This is a genomic window from Hymenobacter sp. BRD128, assembly GCF_013256625.1.
Lineage (GTDB): Bacteria > Bacteroidota > Bacteroidia > Cytophagales > Hymenobacteraceae > Hymenobacter.
Window position 1 is genome coordinate 2,028,675 of sequence record NZ_CP053908.1, and the last position, 17,086, is coordinate 2,045,760.

Annotated in this window: 18 protein-coding genes; 9 read left to right on the plus strand and 9 right to left on the minus strand. The window is 63.1% G+C overall.

What is annotated here, in order from left to right; genetic code table 11:
* The first annotated feature begins 91 nt into the window (after positions 1-91).
* Genes GKZ68_RS08910 through GKZ68_RS08930 form a run of 5 tightly spaced genes read left to right on the plus strand, consistent with a single transcriptional unit; the run spans position 92 to position 3,866 of the window.
* Positions 92-1,567: a DNA/RNA non-specific endonuclease gene (locus GKZ68_RS08910; protein WP_173113438.1), complete on the plus strand. Its 1,476-nt coding sequence runs from the start codon at positions 92-94 to the stop codon at positions 1,565-1,567.
* 20 nt (positions 1,568-1,587) lie between these two features.
* Positions 1,588-1,971, plus strand: coding sequence for a DoxX-like family protein (locus GKZ68_RS08915; RefSeq protein WP_173113441.1), 384 nt, complete (start codon positions 1,588-1,590; stop codon positions 1,969-1,971).
* On the plus strand, positions 1,971-2,717 hold the full coding sequence (locus GKZ68_RS08920; protein ID WP_173113444.1) for a DUF2071 domain-containing protein: 747 nt from the start codon (positions 1,971-1,973) through the stop codon (positions 2,715-2,717). The genes GKZ68_RS08915 and GKZ68_RS08920 overlap by 1 nt, the downstream gene beginning before the upstream one ends.
* A complete protein-coding gene (locus GKZ68_RS08925) occupies positions 2,705-3,472 on the plus strand; it encodes a class I SAM-dependent methyltransferase (protein WP_173113447.1) in 768 nt (255 codons plus the stop codon). The genes GKZ68_RS08920 and GKZ68_RS08925 overlap by 13 nt, the downstream gene beginning before the upstream one ends.
* Complete coding sequence (locus tag GKZ68_RS08930; RefSeq protein ID WP_173113449.1) at positions 3,456-3,866, plus strand: hypothetical protein; 411 nt, start codon at positions 3,456-3,458, stop codon at positions 3,864-3,866. The genes GKZ68_RS08925 and GKZ68_RS08930 overlap by 17 nt, the downstream gene beginning before the upstream one ends.
* Before the next feature lie 23 nt (positions 3,867-3,889).
* On the opposite strand, the gene GKZ68_RS08935 is transcribed toward GKZ68_RS08930, so the two are convergent.
* From GKZ68_RS08935 to GKZ68_RS08975, 9 genes are all read right to left on the minus strand, one after another.
* On the minus strand, positions 3,890-4,723 hold the full coding sequence (locus tag GKZ68_RS08935; protein ID WP_173113451.1) for an alpha/beta hydrolase: 834 nt from the start codon (positions 4,721-4,723) through the stop codon (positions 3,890-3,892).
* Positions 4,724-4,812: 89 nt separating this feature from the next.
* Positions 4,813-6,456, minus strand: a complete 1,644-nt coding sequence (locus GKZ68_RS08940; protein ID WP_173113453.1) for a M28 family peptidase — start codon at positions 6,454-6,456, stop codon at positions 4,813-4,815.
* A 48-nt stretch (positions 6,457-6,504) separates the two neighbouring features.
* Positions 6,505-7,347 carry a nuclease A inhibitor family protein gene (locus GKZ68_RS22660; protein ID WP_173113455.1) on the minus strand — a complete coding sequence of 281 codons (843 nt, stop codon included), beginning with the start codon at positions 7,345-7,347 and terminating at the stop codon, positions 6,505-6,507.
* A 151-nt stretch (positions 7,348-7,498) separates the two neighbouring features.
* Positions 7,499-7,972 carry a transcription elongation factor GreA gene (gene greA / locus GKZ68_RS08950; RefSeq protein ID WP_173113457.1) on the minus strand — a complete coding sequence of 158 codons (474 nt, stop codon included), beginning with the start codon at positions 7,970-7,972 and terminating at the stop codon, positions 7,499-7,501.
* A gap of 180 nt (positions 7,973-8,152) precedes the next feature.
* The gene (locus tag GKZ68_RS08955) at positions 8,153-9,097 is read right to left on the minus strand and encodes an NAD(P)-dependent oxidoreductase (RefSeq protein ID WP_173113459.1); all 945 of its coding nucleotides are present in this window, start codon (positions 9,095-9,097) and stop codon (positions 8,153-8,155) included.
* An 11-nt stretch (positions 9,098-9,108) separates the two neighbouring features.
* A complete protein-coding gene (locus tag GKZ68_RS08960) occupies positions 9,109-9,714 on the minus strand; it encodes a hypothetical protein (protein WP_173113460.1) in 606 nt (201 codons plus the stop codon).
* 421 nt (positions 9,715-10,135) lie between these two features.
* Positions 10,136-10,921 carry a 16S rRNA (adenine(1518)-N(6)/adenine(1519)-N(6))-dimethyltransferase RsmA gene (rsmA, locus tag GKZ68_RS08965; protein WP_173118316.1) on the minus strand — a complete coding sequence of 262 codons (786 nt, stop codon included), beginning with the start codon at positions 10,919-10,921 and terminating at the stop codon, positions 10,136-10,138.
* Between the two features lie 170 nt (positions 10,922-11,091).
* Positions 11,092-11,646 (minus strand): GNAT family N-acetyltransferase, encoded by a 555-nt coding sequence (locus GKZ68_RS08970; protein ID WP_173113462.1) that lies wholly within the window; start codon positions 11,644-11,646, stop codon positions 11,092-11,094.
* A gap of 38 nt (positions 11,647-11,684) precedes the next feature.
* The gene (locus GKZ68_RS08975) at positions 11,685-13,346 is read right to left on the minus strand and encodes a M1 family metallopeptidase (RefSeq protein ID WP_254244231.1); all 1,662 of its coding nucleotides are present in this window, start codon (positions 13,344-13,346) and stop codon (positions 11,685-11,687) included.
* A gap of 119 nt (positions 13,347-13,465) precedes the next feature.
* Here GKZ68_RS08975 and GKZ68_RS08980 point away from each other — a divergent pair, with 119 nt between their 5' ends.
* The 4 genes from GKZ68_RS08980 (at position 13,466) to rpmF (ending at position 17,026) form a co-directional block, all read left to right on the plus strand.
* Positions 13,466-14,923, plus strand: a complete 1,458-nt coding sequence (locus GKZ68_RS08980; protein WP_173113464.1) for a M17 family metallopeptidase — start codon at positions 13,466-13,468, stop codon at positions 14,921-14,923.
* Between the two features lie 127 nt (positions 14,924-15,050).
* Positions 15,051-16,088: a 4-hydroxythreonine-4-phosphate dehydrogenase PdxA gene (pdxA, locus tag GKZ68_RS08985; RefSeq protein ID WP_173113466.1), complete on the plus strand. Its 1,038-nt coding sequence runs from the start codon at positions 15,051-15,053 to the stop codon at positions 16,086-16,088.
* Between the two features lie 105 nt (positions 16,089-16,193).
* On the plus strand, positions 16,194-16,733 hold the full coding sequence (locus GKZ68_RS08990; RefSeq protein ID WP_173113468.1) for a DUF177 domain-containing protein: 540 nt from the start codon (positions 16,194-16,196) through the stop codon (positions 16,731-16,733).
* A 59-nt stretch (positions 16,734-16,792) separates the two neighbouring features.
* Positions 16,793-17,026 (plus strand): 50S ribosomal protein L32, encoded by a 234-nt coding sequence (gene rpmF, locus GKZ68_RS08995; protein ID WP_144850195.1) that lies wholly within the window; start codon positions 16,793-16,795, stop codon positions 17,024-17,026.
* Positions 17,027-17,086 lie beyond the last annotated feature (60 nt).

Sequence of the window (17,086 nt, forward strand, 5' to 3'; positions counted from 1 at the left end):
AGGTAAACCCCGCACTCCGCACTCTGTCAAAAGTCCGTGGCTCGCAAGGCCACGGACTTTTTCTTACCCTGGCGGCTGCTACTTTCGCCCCATGCGTTTTTACACTTTACTGGTGCTGCCGGCCGTGCTAGCCTGCTCGCAGCCTGCAGCCGACTCCCAGCCTACCACCGCTAGCCCCGCCGGCCGCCGCCAGGCGCCGGCCGGCGCCTTCCCCGAAACCTTCGAAACCGGCAGCAAAGGCGCCTACGAGACGGCCGATGTGGCGCTGAGCACCGGGCCGTGGCTGTTCACCGAAGGCCTCATCGGCGGCACCGAGCAAGACCACAAGGACGGCGGGCACGCCGCGCGTCTGCGTGCCGGCGGCAAGCTCACCATGCAGTTTGACGCCCCGGCCGGGGTGCGCAAAATTACTATCCTGTCGGCCGCCTATGGCAACGACGGCCCCAGCACCTGGGAGCTGTGGGTGAGCCGCGACCACGGCCGCACCTGGCAGCGCAATGGCCTGCCCCAGACCGCCACCGGCCCCAGCCTGCGCCCGGCGCTGTTTGCGGGGCTAGCCAGCGAGCCGCTGCGCCTGGAAATCCGCAAGACCGACGCCACCAAAAACCGGCTCAATGTGGACGACATCAGCATTGAAACGGCCAGCGGCCCGGTTACGGCCACGCCCGCCAGCCGGCCCACGGCTAGCCCCGCTCCCAGCCCGGCCGACGATTATTTCAAGAACCGCAATACGGCTGGCGCCCCGGCCAGTCCTACCGCCACCCAGCCCACGCGCCAGGGGCCCGGCGCGGCCGCCGACAACGACAACCTGCTGCTCGGCAACCCTAGCGGCGCCACCTCGGACTCCAACAACCCGACCAATTACCTCTACACGCACCCGCAATACGTGACTGGTTATAACGCCCAGCGCGGCACGCCCATCTGGACGAGCTGGCACGTGGGCCGCACCGACATTACCAAGAACTTTCCGCGCCAGAACGACTTCCGGGCCGACCCCGGCCTGCCCCGGCAGTTCTACGCGGTGTCGCCGCAGAGCTACAGCGGCTCGGGCTTCGATAAAGGCCACAACTGCCCGAGCGGCGACCGCACGGCCACGCTCGACGACAACTCGGCCACCTTCCTAATGAGCAACATGGTGCCCCAGGCGCCCCAAAACAACCAGCAAACCTGGGCCCACCTCGAAGAATACACCCGCGCCCAGGTCGAAAACGGCCAGGAAGCCTACGTCATAATGGGCAGCTACGGCCGCGGCGGCACCGGCAAAAATGGCCCTGCCCAAACTCTCGACCAGGGCCGCGTAACCGTGCCCGCCCACATCTGGAAAGTGGTGGTCTTCCTGCCCGAAGGCGATAACGACCTCCAGCGCATCATCGCCGGCCAGGCCCGCGTGGTAGCTATCGACACGCCCAACGATAATAGTATCAGCCCGCAGTGGAATCAATACCTGACCTCGGTCGATGCCATTGAAGCCGCCTCGGGCCTCGATATTATGAGCGCGCTGCCAGCAACTACCCAGGCGCAGCTGCAAAAAGTGGTGGACAGCGGCCGGGCGGCCGAGCGGCGCTAGCCACTAATTTGCAAGTTGCAATGCCGACACCCCTCTACCGCGCGCTCACTTATTTCATTGCCTTGGTGTGGCTAGCCAACGGCCTGCTAGGCAAGGTGCTGAATTTAGTACCGCGCCACGCGGCCATTGTAGCACGCATCCTGGGGCCAGCCTACGCGGGGCCGCTCACGCGCCTCATTGGGCTAGCCGAAATCGGCATGGCGGTGTGGCTGCTGAGCGGCATCAGGCGGCGGTGGTGCGTGCTGGCCCAACTGGCACTAGTGACCACGATGAACGCGCTGGAATTTAGGCTGGCGCCCGACTTGCTGCTGTGGGGCCGCGCCAATGCCGTATTTGCCAGCCTGTTTGTGGGGCTGCTGTACTACTACGAGTTTCGGCTGCCTCACCCTAGTCCCGCCCGCTGATGCTAGCCTGGTTGAAAACCCATCCGTTTGCAGTAGAAGCGTTTTTTGAGCGCTCGCTGGTGCTCACCTTCGCCGCGCCGGCCGCCGAGGTGCAGGCCCTGCTGCCCGCGCCGCTGGTGGCCGATACCTGGCAAACTGAGTGGGCTTTGCTGGCCGTGGCGCTGGTGCAAACCCGCGCGCTACGGCCCCGAGGCTTCCCGGTCTGGCTAGGCCAGGATTTTTGTCTGGTGGGCTACCGGGCATTTGTGCGCTACGTCACGCCGGCCGGCAAGCGCCTGCGCGGGCTCTACATTCTGCGCTCCGAAACCGACCGCCGCCGCATGGCGCTGCTTGGCAATGTCTTCACGCACTACGGCTACGCCCCCATCGACCTGCGCCTGACCGAGGCCAAGGGCCACCTGGCAGCGGCATCGGCCCGCGGAGATTTCGACCTGCAAGTAACCTTGCCTACCCCCGGCGAAGCGGTGGCGCTGCCGGCCGGCTCGCCCTTCGGCACCTGGGCTGAGGCGCGGCGCTTTGCCGGGCCGCTGCCCTTCACCTTTGCAGTAGAGGCCGCCCGGCGGCGCGTCGTTATTGTGGAAGGCGTGCGCGAACAGTGGCAGCCGCAACCCGTGACCGTCGCGCGGGCGCACGCCGGTTTTCTGAAAAGCCTGCCACTTAGCCAGTTGGTACTAGCCAATGCCTTTGCGCTGCAAAATGTGCCCTACCATTGGAAAAAAGGCCGCACCGAGCTATGGCGCCCGTAAGAAAACCCTGGCAGGGCCTGCGCAACATTGTGCGGTTTAACTGGCACTTTTATGCCCTGGCCCTGGGACTAGCCGGCGTATTGAGCCTGCTACTAGCTTGGGGCCCGGCACTGCTAAGCCCCTACGCGGCCGGTGGACTGGTGCTGGTACTGGCGCCGCTGGTGGTATCGCTAGCCGTATCGGCCTACGTCTACGATGGCGCGGGCCTCTACGAGCTGGGCTGGCTGCCGATGGGCGTGGGGCCAGTAGCGGGCCAGATTCTGCTTACCGTGAGCGCCGGCTTCGACGAGGTAAGCCCGGTGTTGCGGCAGCGCTGGCCAGATGGGCAGTTGCTGGCCGTCGATTTTTACGACCCAGCCCGCCATACAGAAGTGTCTATCGGGCGGGCGCGGCGAGCCTACCCGCCCCCGGCCGACGCGCTGCCTGCCAGCACCCTGGCCCTGCCCCTGCCCGACCACGCTGCCGATGCCACGCTAGCCTTCTTGGCGGCGCACGAAATACGCGATGCCACGGAGCGTGCCACGTTCTTCCGCGAAATCCGCCGCGTGACGCGGCCCGGCGGACCCATCGTGGTGGTTGAGCACCTACGTGACCCGGCCAATTTCCTGGCCTATACTGTTGGCTTTTTCCATTTCCATTCGCGGCGGGCATGGCTAGCTACTTTCCGGGCTGCGGGGCTGCGGGTAGCCCGCGAGCTCAAAATCACCCCCTTTATTTCCGCTTTCATCTTGCACAGCGATGCAGCTTCAGCTTGAGTTTATTGGCGCCCTGCTGCTGGTGCTGGCGCTGCTGCACGCGGGCTTCGCGTGGTATTTCGATTGGCGGCGCGAGTTTGCCGTGGTCAGCCTCATCAACCGGCAGATGATGTACGTGCACACGTTTTTCATCGCCCTGGCGGTGGGACTGATAGGCCTGCTGTGCCTCACCTCAGCCGCCGAGCTGGTGGGCACGCCACTAGGCCGCCGGGTGGCGCTGGGCTTGGGCATATTCTGGCTGGCGCGGCTACTAACGCAGTTTTTTGGCTATTCGGCGGCCCTGTGGCGCGGCAAGCAGTTCGAGACGATTGTACATGTCCTATTTTCGCTGCTTTGGACTTATCTGGCTGTTGTTTTTTTTCGGGTAGGCCTGAGCGAGTTGGTTTCTTTCTAAAACCTATGCGCAGTACCTGTCCGCTAGCCCTTGCCAGCGGCCAGCAGGCGGCGCATGGCCTCTAGGCAGCGAGAGCTGGTTTCTTCTTCTACAAACGCCCCCATCGATTGCTGGTGGTCGCCGGGCACGGGCAGCACCTCGCGCTGCTGCCGGCGGCTAGCGGCGTGGGCCACGGCCAGGGTATCGGCCAGGGTCGTGGCCTGGTCGTCGGTGCCGCTGATGAAAAGCCAGGGGCATTTCACCTTGGGCGCTACGCGGCGGTAGGCGGCGGCATCGGCGGGCAACATAATGGGGCGCTCGGGGCGAATGCGCTGGTAGTAGGCCACCACGTTTTGGAGGCTAGCCACGTAGGCCACGGTCACCAGAAAATCGCAGCGCGTAGTAGCCGCCGCTTCCGAGCCCACCAGCGAACCCATCGAGAAGCCCACGAGCCCCACGCGCTGGCCGGGGCTGCGCCGCCGGGCTTCGGCCAGCGCTGTGCGCGTGTCGGTGGCAAACTCGGCATAGTAGAGGTAATCCTGATTGATGGCGAAGGCATCGCTGTGCCCAAAGCCGCGGTAGTCGAAGAGCAGCACCCGGTAGCCGGCCCCGGCCAGCGAGGCCGCCGTGTAGATATTGGAAGCCATGTTACCCGCGTCGCCGCCGGCCACTACTACGGTGGTGTGCTGGGTGGGTACGCCAGCCGTGGGCTCAATCAGCCAAGCGGCCAGGTGCACGTGGTCGGGCGTAGTGAGGGTGAGGTCCTGGTATTTCAAGCCCAGCGTGTCGGGCCGGGCCCAATACTTAGCAAAAGGCCTGATAGCGAAAGCGGGCCCAGCGGCCAGCAGCGCGAGGCAAAAGAGCAAGATGCGGACCATACGACTAGGGGTTAAAAAGCGAAAAGCCAGCGCACTATGCGCTGGCTTTTTATAGACTGCTGCCTGTTAGCAGCGTTGCACGCTAGACATTACTTGCCAAACCGTGCCCCGAAAAAGTCGCCTTTGTTCCAGCTCGGGCGCTGGCTAGCCTGCGCCACCTGGTAGCCGATGAGGAAGTTGAGCCGCGCGTACTGCGCGCCGGCCTGCCAGTCGAAGGTGCCGCCCGCGAAGTTATCCTGCGGCTTGTGGTAGGTCACGGCGCGCCATTTCTGCACCGTTTCGCTGAGGTTATTTTTGCCGTCGGCCGTGCGGTTGCCGTACTTGATGTGCAGCGCCGGAATGCCCTGCACCACAAAGCTGTACTGGTCGCTGCGGATAAAGCGGTTCTGCGTCGGCTCGGGGTCGGGCTCGATGGTCAGCTTCAGGTAATCAGCGGCCGCCCGCACCGGCTGCATCAGCGACGAATGGTCAGCCCCCAGCGGCACCACGCTCAGCAGCGGCGCGATAATCGTGGGCATGTCGGTATTGACATCGGCCACCAGCGCCGCTTTCGGCACGGTTGGGTATTTGGCGAAATACGTCGAGCCAATCAGGCCCATTTCCTCACCCGTCACCAGCACAAACAGCACCGAGCGCCGGGGCTTGGTTTTGAGGCTGGCATATAGCTTACTGATTTCGAGCACGCTCGCCACGCCAGTAGCGTTGTCGTGCGCGCCGTTGAAAATCGAGTCGCCGTTGATGGGCGCGCCCACGCCTAAGTGGTCGAGGTGGGCGCTGTGCACCACGTACTCACTCTTTAGCTTGGCATCCGAGCCGGTGATTTTGCCCACCACGTTGTAGCTGTCCACGTCCTGGTAGCGGCTGCGGTAGCGGGCGCTCAGGCGGCCGAGCAGGGCTAGCGGCGCGGCCTTACCACTGCGCAAGGCGTTGAATACTTGCCCGGTATCGCGGCTAGCCCCGGCAAACAGCCGCTGCAACGTGGCCGGGCTGATGCTGCCCACCAGCTGCGCCGAGCCCGGCGCGTAGCTGCGCGACACCCCCACCTGCCCCTCGGGCGTGAGGGCGCTCACCTGGCCATTCGGAAACTCGGGCAATTTGGCATCGGCGTGGGCGGCGGCCAGCAGCACGCCCACCGCGCCGTGGCGGGCGGCGGTTTCGAGCACCGTGCGCAGGTCGGCAAAGTATTGGCGCTCGTTATCGGCAAATTGCTTCGGCGCCTGGCGGGTGAGTACCACGACTTTACCCTTGGCATCGAGCCCGGCGTAATCATCGTACTTCAGCTCGGGCGCCGAAATGCCGTAGCCCGCAAACACCAGCGGCGCGTTGGCTACGCTCACCTCGGCCTGCCCAGGGTTGGGGTAAAACGTGATAGCTGAACCAACGGCCAGTGGCTGCGCGGCACCGCTGGCCGGCTGGCAGCTCGCACTCGCGCCCGCCTCCACGAAGGCGCGGCGCAGGCGCACGGCCTGGGTATAGCCGCCCTGGTCGCCGGCCGGCTGCACGCCGTTTTGCTTGAGCTGGCTGGTGACGTAATCAACGGCCAGCTGGTAGCCGGGCGTGCCGGGCAGGCGGCCGCGCAGGCGGTCGTCGGCCAGGTAGCGCACGTGGGCTTCGAGGGCGGCGGGCTGCACGGCAGGCAGCACCGCTAGGGCCGCCGGCTCGATAGTTTGGGCCAGCCCGGCTTGCGTGAGTAGCAGGCTAGCGACCAGGCCTAATGCACTTAAAAATTTCATGTAACTAACTGTCTTACCGTAAATCACTCTACCGCGCGCGCATTGGGGCTACGTAGTGGTCAGCACCGTTTTGAAGCCGGCCAGGCGGCCGGCCACGTCGCGGCCCAGGGCGTAGGCGTGCACCTGCGAGCCGGTGCCAATGCGGTACACCTGCGTGCCATCGAGCTCCTGCTTCAGGTACATTTGCAAGGCTTTGAAGCGGTTGGCTAGGGCCACGCTACCGGTCACGCCATTGTCGGCGGTGTGGTTGCTGAGGAACGGAATCAGGTCGATTTTCTCGACTTTGGCGCTGGCGGGCTCGCCCAGCACTTGCAGCAGCTGCTTGTCGGCGAGGTCGCCAGCCGGGGCGGCGTAGCTCACGGCTTCCAGCGGCGCATCCGACTCGCTGATGAAGTTCAGGCCCTGGGTCAGCTTTTGCAGCTGGGCCAGGGTGGCGTCGTGGGGGTCGGCAGGCGCGGCGGCGCTGGCGGCGGGCGCGTTGGGCAGGCCACTACCACCGGGCACCTGGGCCGCGATGGCGGTGGCTAGCTCCTGCAGCCGCGCATCGGCCACCTTGATTTTGGGATTGGCGAAATTCATATCCGCCACTTTATTCATCGGGATGAGGTGGATGTGCGCGTGCGGCACTTCCAGCCCAATTACGGCCACGCCGATGCGCTTGCAGGGCACGGCCGCCTGCACGCCCTTGGCCACGCGCTGGGCAAACACGTGCAGCGCCGCCAGCGCCTGCGGCGTCAGGTCAAAAATATAGTCAATTTCCTGCTTCGGAATCACCAGCGTGTGGCCTTCCACCAGGGGCGTAATGTCGAGAAACGCCAGGTGGTCAGCGTCTTCGGCCACTTTGTAGGCGGGCAGCTCGCCCGAAACGATGCGCGAGAATATGGAGGGCATTCTGATAGTGCTTGGGTGAGGGGGCTTGGTGCTCGGGGCAAATTAAGGCACGAACCTGGCAGCCGACTACCGCCCACAAAAAAGCAGCGCCGGCAGACGCTGCTTTTTTATTAAACCCAAGCGCCCGGCACCGGGCACCAACTACCAAGCCCTAGCGGCCCACTTCGAGAATCTCGAACTGGAGCTTGCCGGCGGGCACCGTGATTTCGGCCATGTCGCCGGCCGACTTGCCGAGCAGGCCCTTGCCGATGGGCGACTTCACCGAGATTTTGCCGGCGGCCAGGTTGGCTTCTTCCTCGGCCACGAGCACGTAGTTGAGGACCATGTTATTTTTCAGGTTTTTCAGCTTAACCTTGCTCATAATGAGCACTTTGCTGAAATCCATATTAGTCTCGTCGATGAGGCGGGCATTGCCCAGCACTTCTTCGAGCTTCGATATCTTGAGTTCGAGCAGGCCCTGGGCATCCTTGGCGGCGTCGTATTCGGCGTTCTCGCTCAGGTCGCCTTTATCGCGGGCTTCGCGCAGGTCTTCGGCCGCCTTGGCCCGGCCCCGGACTTTAAGGTCCTGAAGTTCGTCTTTCAGCTTTTGCAGGCCCTCGGCGGTGTAATAATTGATAGTAGCCATGAATGTAGGACTGTTTTCGCGTAGCGGGTGGGTCGGTAAAAAAGAAAGAGAACGGCTGGCACATCGGCCAGCCGTTCTCCCCTATCGGTACGACAAAGATACACCAAAACCGCCCGGCGTCAAGCTTTGGCGGCCGGCAAAAGCGGAGCGCGCCCGCGGGGCTAGCCAGACCGGCTGGTATCAGGCCGCCAGCCCCAGCGCCTCAATCTTGGCCACGAGCACCTCGTTGATGCGCTGGTAGCTCTGGTGCGTCCAGCCGCCGATGTGGGGCGAGAGCAGCACCTGGGGGGCAGCGCGCAGGTAGTCGAAGGTGGCCTGCTGGGCGGGCGTGAGGGTGGCGAGCTTTTCGTTGTCGAGCACGTCGAGCACGGCGCCGCGCACCATGCCGCTTTGCAGCCGCGCCACCAGGGCCGCCTGGTCCACGATTTCACCCCTGGCCGTGTTCACAAACCACAGCCGATGCGCAAAGCCCGCCAGCAGCTCCTCATTAACGTATTGATGATTAGCAGTTGAATACGGAAAATGCAGGCTCAGTACTTCGGCGCGGGCCTGCAACTCGGCCAGAGGCACCAGTTCGGCGTGGCCGTCGGTGGTCACGGCCGGGTCGGTGTCGTGGGCCAGCACGGTGCAGCCGAAGCCGCGCAGGCGCCGGGCAAAGGCGCGGCCCATGTGGCCGTAGCCGAGCAGGCCCACGGTTTTGGTGCCCAGCTCCTCGCCGCGGTTGGCCTCGCGGTGCCATTCGGCGCGGCGCACCTCAGCATCAGCCCGCACGGTGTGGCGCAGCAGTGCCAGCAGCTGGCCAGTGGCAAACTCGCCTACCGCATCGCGGTTGCCCTCGGGGGCGTTCACGAGCACCACGCCGGCCGCCGCCAGGGCCTCTTCGTCGATGTTATCGACGCCGGCGCCGGCGCGGGCCACGTAGCGCAGCTGCGGGCCGTGGGCCAGCAGGCTAGCCGTGATGCGCATTTTGCTGCGCACCATCAGGCCCACGTAGGGCCTGGCGGCGAGGGCGGCGGGCACGTCGGCCGGGGTGAGCTTGGGTTGGTAGTCGCCCTCCACGCCGATGCTCGTGAGCATGGGCAAAAGCGAGGGGTGCATATCGTCGATTATGAGGCAGAGGGACATAGTATGAAAAGCTACCGCGCGGGCGCGGTCGTGGTAAAGTCGGTGGTGGGCAGCACCATTGGCGTCACCGCGATGGCCTCCCGCGTGGCAGTTACGTCGTGCTGGGTATCGATGGTGATGGTGCGTAGCGGTAGCGCGCCATCAGTGGCTTGCAATAGCTGGTACCACCCGTACGACGGGCAGCGGCTGAACGCCCCGACGCGCACGCGCAACTCGGGCGCGTAAAAAACCAGGGTTGATATCCGGCCATCTGCCAGCCGCAGCAGGTGGCAGCGGTAGCCCAGAATGGTGGCCGTAGTGGGCAGGCAGGTGAGCACGGCCGGCGCTGGGCGGCGCGCGGTATCGGCCACTTGCCTGGCCTGCCCTTTGGCGAAGGTGTACAGCGCGTTAGTATCGCCAATGTACAGCTCGTTTAGCTGCTTATTACGGTCATAGAGCTTGTAGTTGTTGCCCTGAATGTAGAACCAGCTCTTTGGCTTCACGGCGTAGAACAGCGTTTCGCCGGCCAGCGTCTGGAACTCGTTTTCATACACGATGCAGCCGCCAAACTCCGCGCCCGACCCGGCCGGGGTGTCGGCTAGCAGCAGCAGGGCGCACAGAGGCGGCAGCTTAGTCATACGACGAGGGAAAAGGCTAGCTATGTGCGATTATCAGGGTTATAAACTCAGTAGGCATTGTACTATGACCTAAGCTTTAAGGAATCACCTGTTAGCTGAAATACTTTTTGGTTGCAAGTGGCCTCCGTAAAAGGACCTAGCCGAGTGCGACGGGCAGCTTCAGCGGTGGCGGCACCTACTTAGAACCGATAGCAACTATCATCACAAGAAGCCACATAGCTCTTTGCTACCCCAACTGCCTAAGGGGCACCTAGCTCCGTAGGCCCTAGCTGTGGGTCATCAAAATAAAGTCTTTCATCGCCGTCTTCTGTAGGCGCAGTATAATACCGGCCTGCTACTGGCGCTCGCTCCTGCGTGGCGCAGCTGCCCATTATACCCGTTAAAAGTGTAAGGCAGCCACTTGCCAACGCATTCCTCATTTTCATGCGGCCGCCACCAGCTTCGTCAGCAGCACAAAGTCGCTCACGCCCAGCTGCTCGGCGCGCTTGTCGAAAATCTCGGCGGCCATCGTTTCCGTGGACATGCCTAGCGGCTTGAGCGCGTTGCGCAGAGTTTTGCGGCGGGTCGAAAATGCCTGCTTTACCACGCGGAAGAATAATTTCTCGTCGCAATCCAGCTTCTGGGTGGCGTTTCGGGTGAGGCGCACCACGGCCGACTCGACTTTGGGCGGCGGCACAAACACGTGGGCCGGCACCGTAAACAGGTATTCGATGTCGTAATACGCCTGCAAGAGCACGCTCAGGATGCCGTAGGTTTTGGAGCCGGGCGGCTCGGCCAGGCGCTCGGCCACTTCTTTTTGCAGCATGCCTACCACCTCGCGCACCTGCTGCCGGCTAGCCAGCACTTGAAAAAATATCTGAGTGCTGATGTTGTAGGGGAAGTTGCCGATGATGGCCAGCGGCTGGCCCGGAAACATGGCCTCTAGGTCTTGCCGCAGAAAATCAGTGGCGTGAATGCGAGGGGCTAGCGCCGGATAATGCTCGGTGAGGTAAGCCACCGATTCAGTGTCAATCTCCACCACGCTGGTCTGGTACTCCTTGTGCTCCAGCAAGTATTGCGTGAGAACACCCATGCCGGGGCCGATTTCGAGCACCTCGCGCACGGCATCGGGCAGGCGCAGGCTCTCCACGATGCGGCGGGCAATATTAGGGTCGGCGAGGAAGTGTTGGCCGAGGTGTTTTTTGGGACGAACGGCGGGATAGGCCACGGGCTGAACGGGCTGCGGCGGCGCGCCGGAAACCAGGCTAGCGGCCAAGCCGCGCCGGCTCCCAGCTTGCCACCTGATGAGCAAATTACCCTGGCCGGGCGGCCAACGGTGCGTCAAATATCGGCAGCCTGGCCCGAAGCCCTCGCGTGCCGCTCGTCGGAATGGCCGCGCTAGCTTACTTCAAAGGCCAGAATAACGTAGGCCGTGCCAGTGAAAACCAGCTCCCCCACCGCTTCCAGCCCCAGCTTGTGGATGTGCACGTGCAGCGACGCCACATTTTCGGCCGCGATAAAAGCTACACCTACCTCGTAGCGCCCGGCTAGCGTGCGCCGGTTGGCTTCAAACAGCGCGCGCAGCAGGCCCTGCCCCCGGTAGGCGGGCTGCACCAGCACCGGACCGTAGAAAAACCAGCGGTAGTCGGCCAGCGGCCGCTGCCGGTACAGCAGCGTCGGCAGCAACGCGCTGATTTGCTGCACTAAAGGTGGGTAGCGCTCGGGGTCCAGGTGCGAGTTTACCACAAACCCGGCCAGCTCGCCCTGCCGGTAGGCCACCTGCCCCGGCACCGAGGCCAGCATGGCCTGGAGCGCGGGCACCGTGAATACTCCGGTCAAAAACCCGCCCCGCCGGTCGGCTTCCGACAGCTGCTGATAGGTGTGCTGATTGGCCAGCGCCGCGATGGCGGGCGCGTCGGCTTCGGTGGCTGTTAGGCAGACAAACTTGTGCATGTTGGGTCGGGCTAGCCTGTAGTGAACCAGCCAGCTACTTAGTCCATCAATACGCCCACGTAGTAGTTAAAGGTATCAACCTCCACGTTGTCTTTGGTGGCGCCGGGCAGGTCGAGCGCCGCCCATTTGGTAGTGGGTGTCACGAACTTATACTCGCCGCCTTTCGTGCGCAGGCGCACCGGCAGGTCGAAGTCCGGCACGCTAGCCACCCAGCGGCCCAGCAGTTGGCCTTTTTCGAGGCGCATTTCGAGCACTGGCAGCGGGCCGTGCTGCAAATACTGGGCGAATACCCTGCTGAAATCGTGGCCCGACTCGCGGTTGATGTAGTCGATAACCTGCTGGCCGGTTACGGTTTGGTGATAAAAAGTTTTGCCCAGGCCGCGCAGGATGCCGCGCCATTTGGTGTCGTCATTTATCGCCGTGCGCAGCATGTTGAGCAGGCTAGCGCCCTTGTCGTACATGTCGCCCGAGCCTTCCTTATTTACGCCGTAAGGGCCGATGATGGGGCCGTCGTTCTGAATGTTGCGGCGCTGGCCGTGCAGGTATTCCTGGCCAGCCTGCTTGCCGTACTGGGTTTCCACAAACAGGCCCTCCGAGTAGCAGGTGAAGCCTTCGTGCACCCACATATCGGCGATATCCTTGGTGGTGATGTTGTTGCCAAACCACTCGTGACCGCTTTCGTGGATGATGATAAAGTCGAACTTGTCGCCCCAGCCGGTATTGGAGCGGTCGCGGCCCAGGTAGCCGTTCTGATACTTGTTGCCGTAGGCCACGGCGCTCTGGTGCTCCATGCCCAGGTGCGGCGTTTCCACCAGCTTATAGCCGTCCTTGTACCACGGGTAGGGCCCAAACCAGTATTCCATACTCTTGAGCATGGGCTTTACGTTGGCTGCGAACTGCTTTTTAGCTTTCTCCAGGTTTTCGGGCAACACCCAATAGTCGAGCGTCAGCGGGCCACTTTCCCCTTGGTACACATCTGAGAAATGCGCGTAGTTGGCCACGTTCAGGGCCACATCGTAGTTGTTGATGGGGTTAGCCACGGCCCAGTCGTAGCGAGTGTAGCCGCCGGCTAGCTTCTTGGTGCCGCGCAGGCGGCCGTTGCTCACGTCTTTCAGGCCCTGCGGCACGGCAATGCTGATGAGCATTGAATCAACTTCGTCGGCCTGCTGGTCTTTGCAAGGCCACCAGATGCTGGCCCCCACGCCCTGGCAGGCCGTAGCCACGAACGGCTGACCGGCCGCATCCTGGGTAAAAACAAAACCGCCGTCCCAGGGCGCCCTTTTGGCGATGGTCGGTTGGCCCGAATAGGCCACCGTAAACTCGTCGCGGGCACCTTGCTTAATGGGTTCGGGGAACGTGAGGAACACGGCATTGGCCTCGCGGGTGAAGGCTAGCGGCCGGCCGTGGTACGTCACTTTATCCACCGAGAGGTTGGCAAACAGGTCGAATTGCAGCCGGGTAAAATCGCGGGTGGCCGTGAAGCGGAACAGGTTGGAGCCGCTGATGGCCTTGTTGGCCACGTCGAGCTTCACATCGAGGTGATAGTAGTTGATGTCGTAGCAGGTGCGGGCGGCCGGCTGCCCGCCGCGCAGCGAGTCGGCGCGGGTAAAGGCAGTTTTGAGCTGCATGAGCTGGGCCGAGGCGAGCAGCGAGGAGCAGAGCAGCGGCCCGAGCAGCCGCAGGGTTTTCCAAAGAATCATGGGGGTTGTAAAACGGCGTGGCACGACGCTTCTCCTAAGAGCAGACCAGATGCTAAAACGGAGTGCCACTCCGTTTTACAATACCTTCACGCCAAAGTTACGCCTCTCCTATCCCGACTATGTCCCTCACGCTCGCCCACGCCGCCACCGCGCCGGCCCAGTCTACCCAGGTTTTTGTGCTGCCGCTGGGCACCACCAGCCTCCCCGAGGCCGCCGCCACCGACCTGCCTGCCGAGGCCCGCCGCTACGTCGAAATCGCCCTGGCCGACGCGCAGAAGCTCGTCAGCCTCAACCACTTTTCGCACCAGCACTATTTCGTGGTGCTCGAAAAGAAGGTTAGCCCCGACCTCCAGTTCGAAGCGCTGCGCAAGGCCGGCCACCACTTGCAAGGCTTGCTGAAAAAAGAGAAAACGGCCACCGTTTTTGTGCATAATTTAAGCGGGGTGCCCGAGGCCGCGCTAGCCCTGGCCGAAGGATTATTCCTTTCTGCCTACCAGTTTGCAGGCTACAAAACGGATGAGAAGTCGCGCCAAGCCGCGCCGCTGACTACTATTAGCCTAGTAGGCGACGCCGCTACCGCGGCGCAGGTAACCGAGCTGCAACACGTGCTCGAAGGCGTCGCTTTCGCCCGCGACCTCGTCAATGCCCCGCTCAACAAGCTGAACGCCCAGCAGCTGGCCGACCGCCTGGCTGAGGCGGGCGACGAGGCCGGCTACCACACCGAAATCCTGGACTTCGCCAAAATCGAGAGCCTGCGCATGGGCGGCCTGCTGGCCGTGAACCTGGGCTCGCCCGAGCCGCCCACTTTCAGCATCTTGGAGTGGAAGCCCGAAAACGCGCAAAATGAGCACCCCTATGTGCTGGTTGGCAAAGGCGTGGTGTACGACACCGGCGGCCTCAGCCTCAAGCCCACGCCCAACAGCATGGACATGATGAAGTGCGACATGGCCGGCGGCGCGGCCGTGGGCGGCACGCTTTACGCGCTGGCTAAGAACAACGTACCGCTGCACGTTATCGGCCTGGTGCCGGCCACCGACAACCGCCCCGGCGGGCTAGCCTACGTGCCCGGCGACGTGCTCACCATGCACTCGGGCCTCACGGTCGAAGTGAAAAATACTGACGCCGAAGGCCGCCTGCTACTGGCCGACGCGCTGAGTTTTGCCAAGAAATACCACCCCGAGCTGGTGATTGACCTGGCCACGCTCACCGGCGCGGCCGTGCGCGCCATCGGCACCGAGGGCGCCGCCGTGATGGGCACCGCCGCCCCCAAAACTACCGCCCGGCTGCTAGCCGCCGCCCACCGCGTACACGAGCGCCTGGTCGAGTTTCCGCTCTGGGACGACTACGCCGACCACATGAAATCGGACATCGCCGACCTCTCCAACCTCGGCAAAGGCGACGCCGGCCACATCTCGGCCGCCAAGTTCTTGGAGCGCTTTATCGAGGGCACACCCTGGCTGCACCTCGACATTGCCGGCCCGGCCTTCCTCACGGCTGCCGACTCGTATCGCGGCAAGGGCGGCACTGGCACCGGCGTGCGCCTGCTCTATGAGTTTCTGACCAAGCAGCTAGCTTAATAATCGTTTGCCATGCTGACGAAGGAAGCATCTTATCACGGCTGTTTTCGTCAGGCTCTAAGTTATTCCGCAAGCTGTGCGAACGTGATAAGGTCCTTCGCTGTGCTCAGGATGACAGTTTAAAAAAATGCCCAAACACCTTCCCCGCCTCGGCTTTTCGGTAGGCGACCTGGCCGGCATCGGCCCCGAAATCATTTATAAAACGCTGCGCGACGAGCGCCTGCTGCAGCAGTGCACGCCCGTAGTGTACGGCACGGCTACCGCGCTTTTCGACGATTTTCCGGTCGAGAAAAATGCCGAGCCGCTTACCTTCCGCCAGCTGCGCGACGCGGCCGACATTGCGCCCGGCCGCCTCAATGCCGTGACGTGCTGGGACGAGGATTTCCACCTCACGCCCGGCCAGCCTTCGCCCGCCAGCGGCCAGGCTGCCCGCGAAAGCCTGCTCTGCGCCGCCCGCGACCTCAAAGCCGGCCTGCTCGACGCCATCGTGACGGCGCCCATCAGCAAGGAGAATACCCAGGCCGACGACTTCCGGTTTCCCGGCCACACCGAGTTCTTGGCCAGCTACTTCGGCGCCGCCGACAACCTCATGTTCCTCGTCGATGAGGACCAGCAGCTGCGCGTGGCCACCGCCACCGGCCACATTGCCCTCAAGGACGTGTCGACGCGCCTCACCAGCGACTTGCTGCGCACCAAGATTCGGCTGCTGCTCAAATCTTTGCAGCACGACTTCGGCATTCTTAAGCCTAAGATTGCCGTGCTGGGCCTCAACCCGCACGCCGGCGAAAACGGCCTGCTCGGCCGGGAGGAAGGCGACGTAGTATCACCCGTTATCCGCCAGTTTGAGCACGACGGGCACCTCGTGTTTGGCCCCTACCCGGCCGATGGTTACTTCGGCACCGGGCAGTTTCGGCAGTTCGACGCTACGCTCTCGCTCTACCACGACCAGGGGCTGATTCCATTCAAGCTCATGGCGTTCGAGCGCGGCGTCAATTTTACGGCCGGCCTCTCGGTAGTGCGTACCTCGCCCGACCACGGCACGGCCTACGGCATTGCGGGCAAGTTTCAGGCTGATGCGTCGTCGTTTCGGGCGGCGGTGTACCTGGCCTGCGATGTAGTGCGCGCCCGCCGGCTGGGCGCGGCCGACCCGCGCTCGGTGCGCTAGGCCCGGCTGCTGGCAAAAACCAGCTGAGACTGAACCGCTAGCCTCCGATTGGCTTGATAAAGCCAAGAAAAACCCGTACCTTTGCCCCCCGTTATTCGGCCAACTGTGAAAAAGGACCCGCAATTTGAGTTGCCCATCGCTAGGCTTTCGCTTAAGACGCACCACTTTGCGTTTGAGCTGGGCCGCGCTTTTTTCGAGGAGTTCGACCCGAAAGGTGAATTCATCGCCGATGGCAACCTGCACGCCGACGTAACGCTCGACAAAACCGAGCGCGTACTTACCATCGACTCGCACATCACGGGTACGGTGCGCCTCACTTGCGACCGCAGCCTCGACGAGTACGACCACCCGCTGGATATCAAGCACCAGCTGCTGGTGCGCTACGGCGACGAGCCCAAGGAGCTGGACGACGACGTGCTGCAAGTGACGCCCGAAACACTTTCGCTCAACATTGCCCAGCACCTCTACGACTACATCGGGCTAGCCCTGCCCATGAAAAAACTGCATCCCCGCTTCCAGAACGAGGCCGACGATGACCCCGACGCTACTACCAAGCTCATCTTCTCGACTCGCCCAGCGGGTGAAAATCCGGACGATGACGAGCCCGCCGACCCGCGTTGGGCGGCGCTCAAAAACCTGAATTAGGACCCTGTGCTAATTCATCATTCCTAATTCCTAACTCTTAATTTCCCCTTACCAAGACCATGGCACATCCTAAGCGCCGGACCTCCACCGCCACCCGCGACAAGCGTCGCAGCCACCACAAGCTGACTCCTAAGGCCGTGACCATCTGCCCCAACACGGGTGAGCTGCATCTGCGCCACAAAGCCTACGTGGTAGACGGCGACTTGTACCACAATGGCCAGCTAGCCATCAAAAATTACACCTCGGTAGCTGCTCCGGCTGCCGCTGGCGACACGGGCTCGGACGAAGAATAGCCGAAAGCGTTGTTATTTCGCGGTACCATCGGGCCGGACTGCTCTTTTGAGATTGGCAGT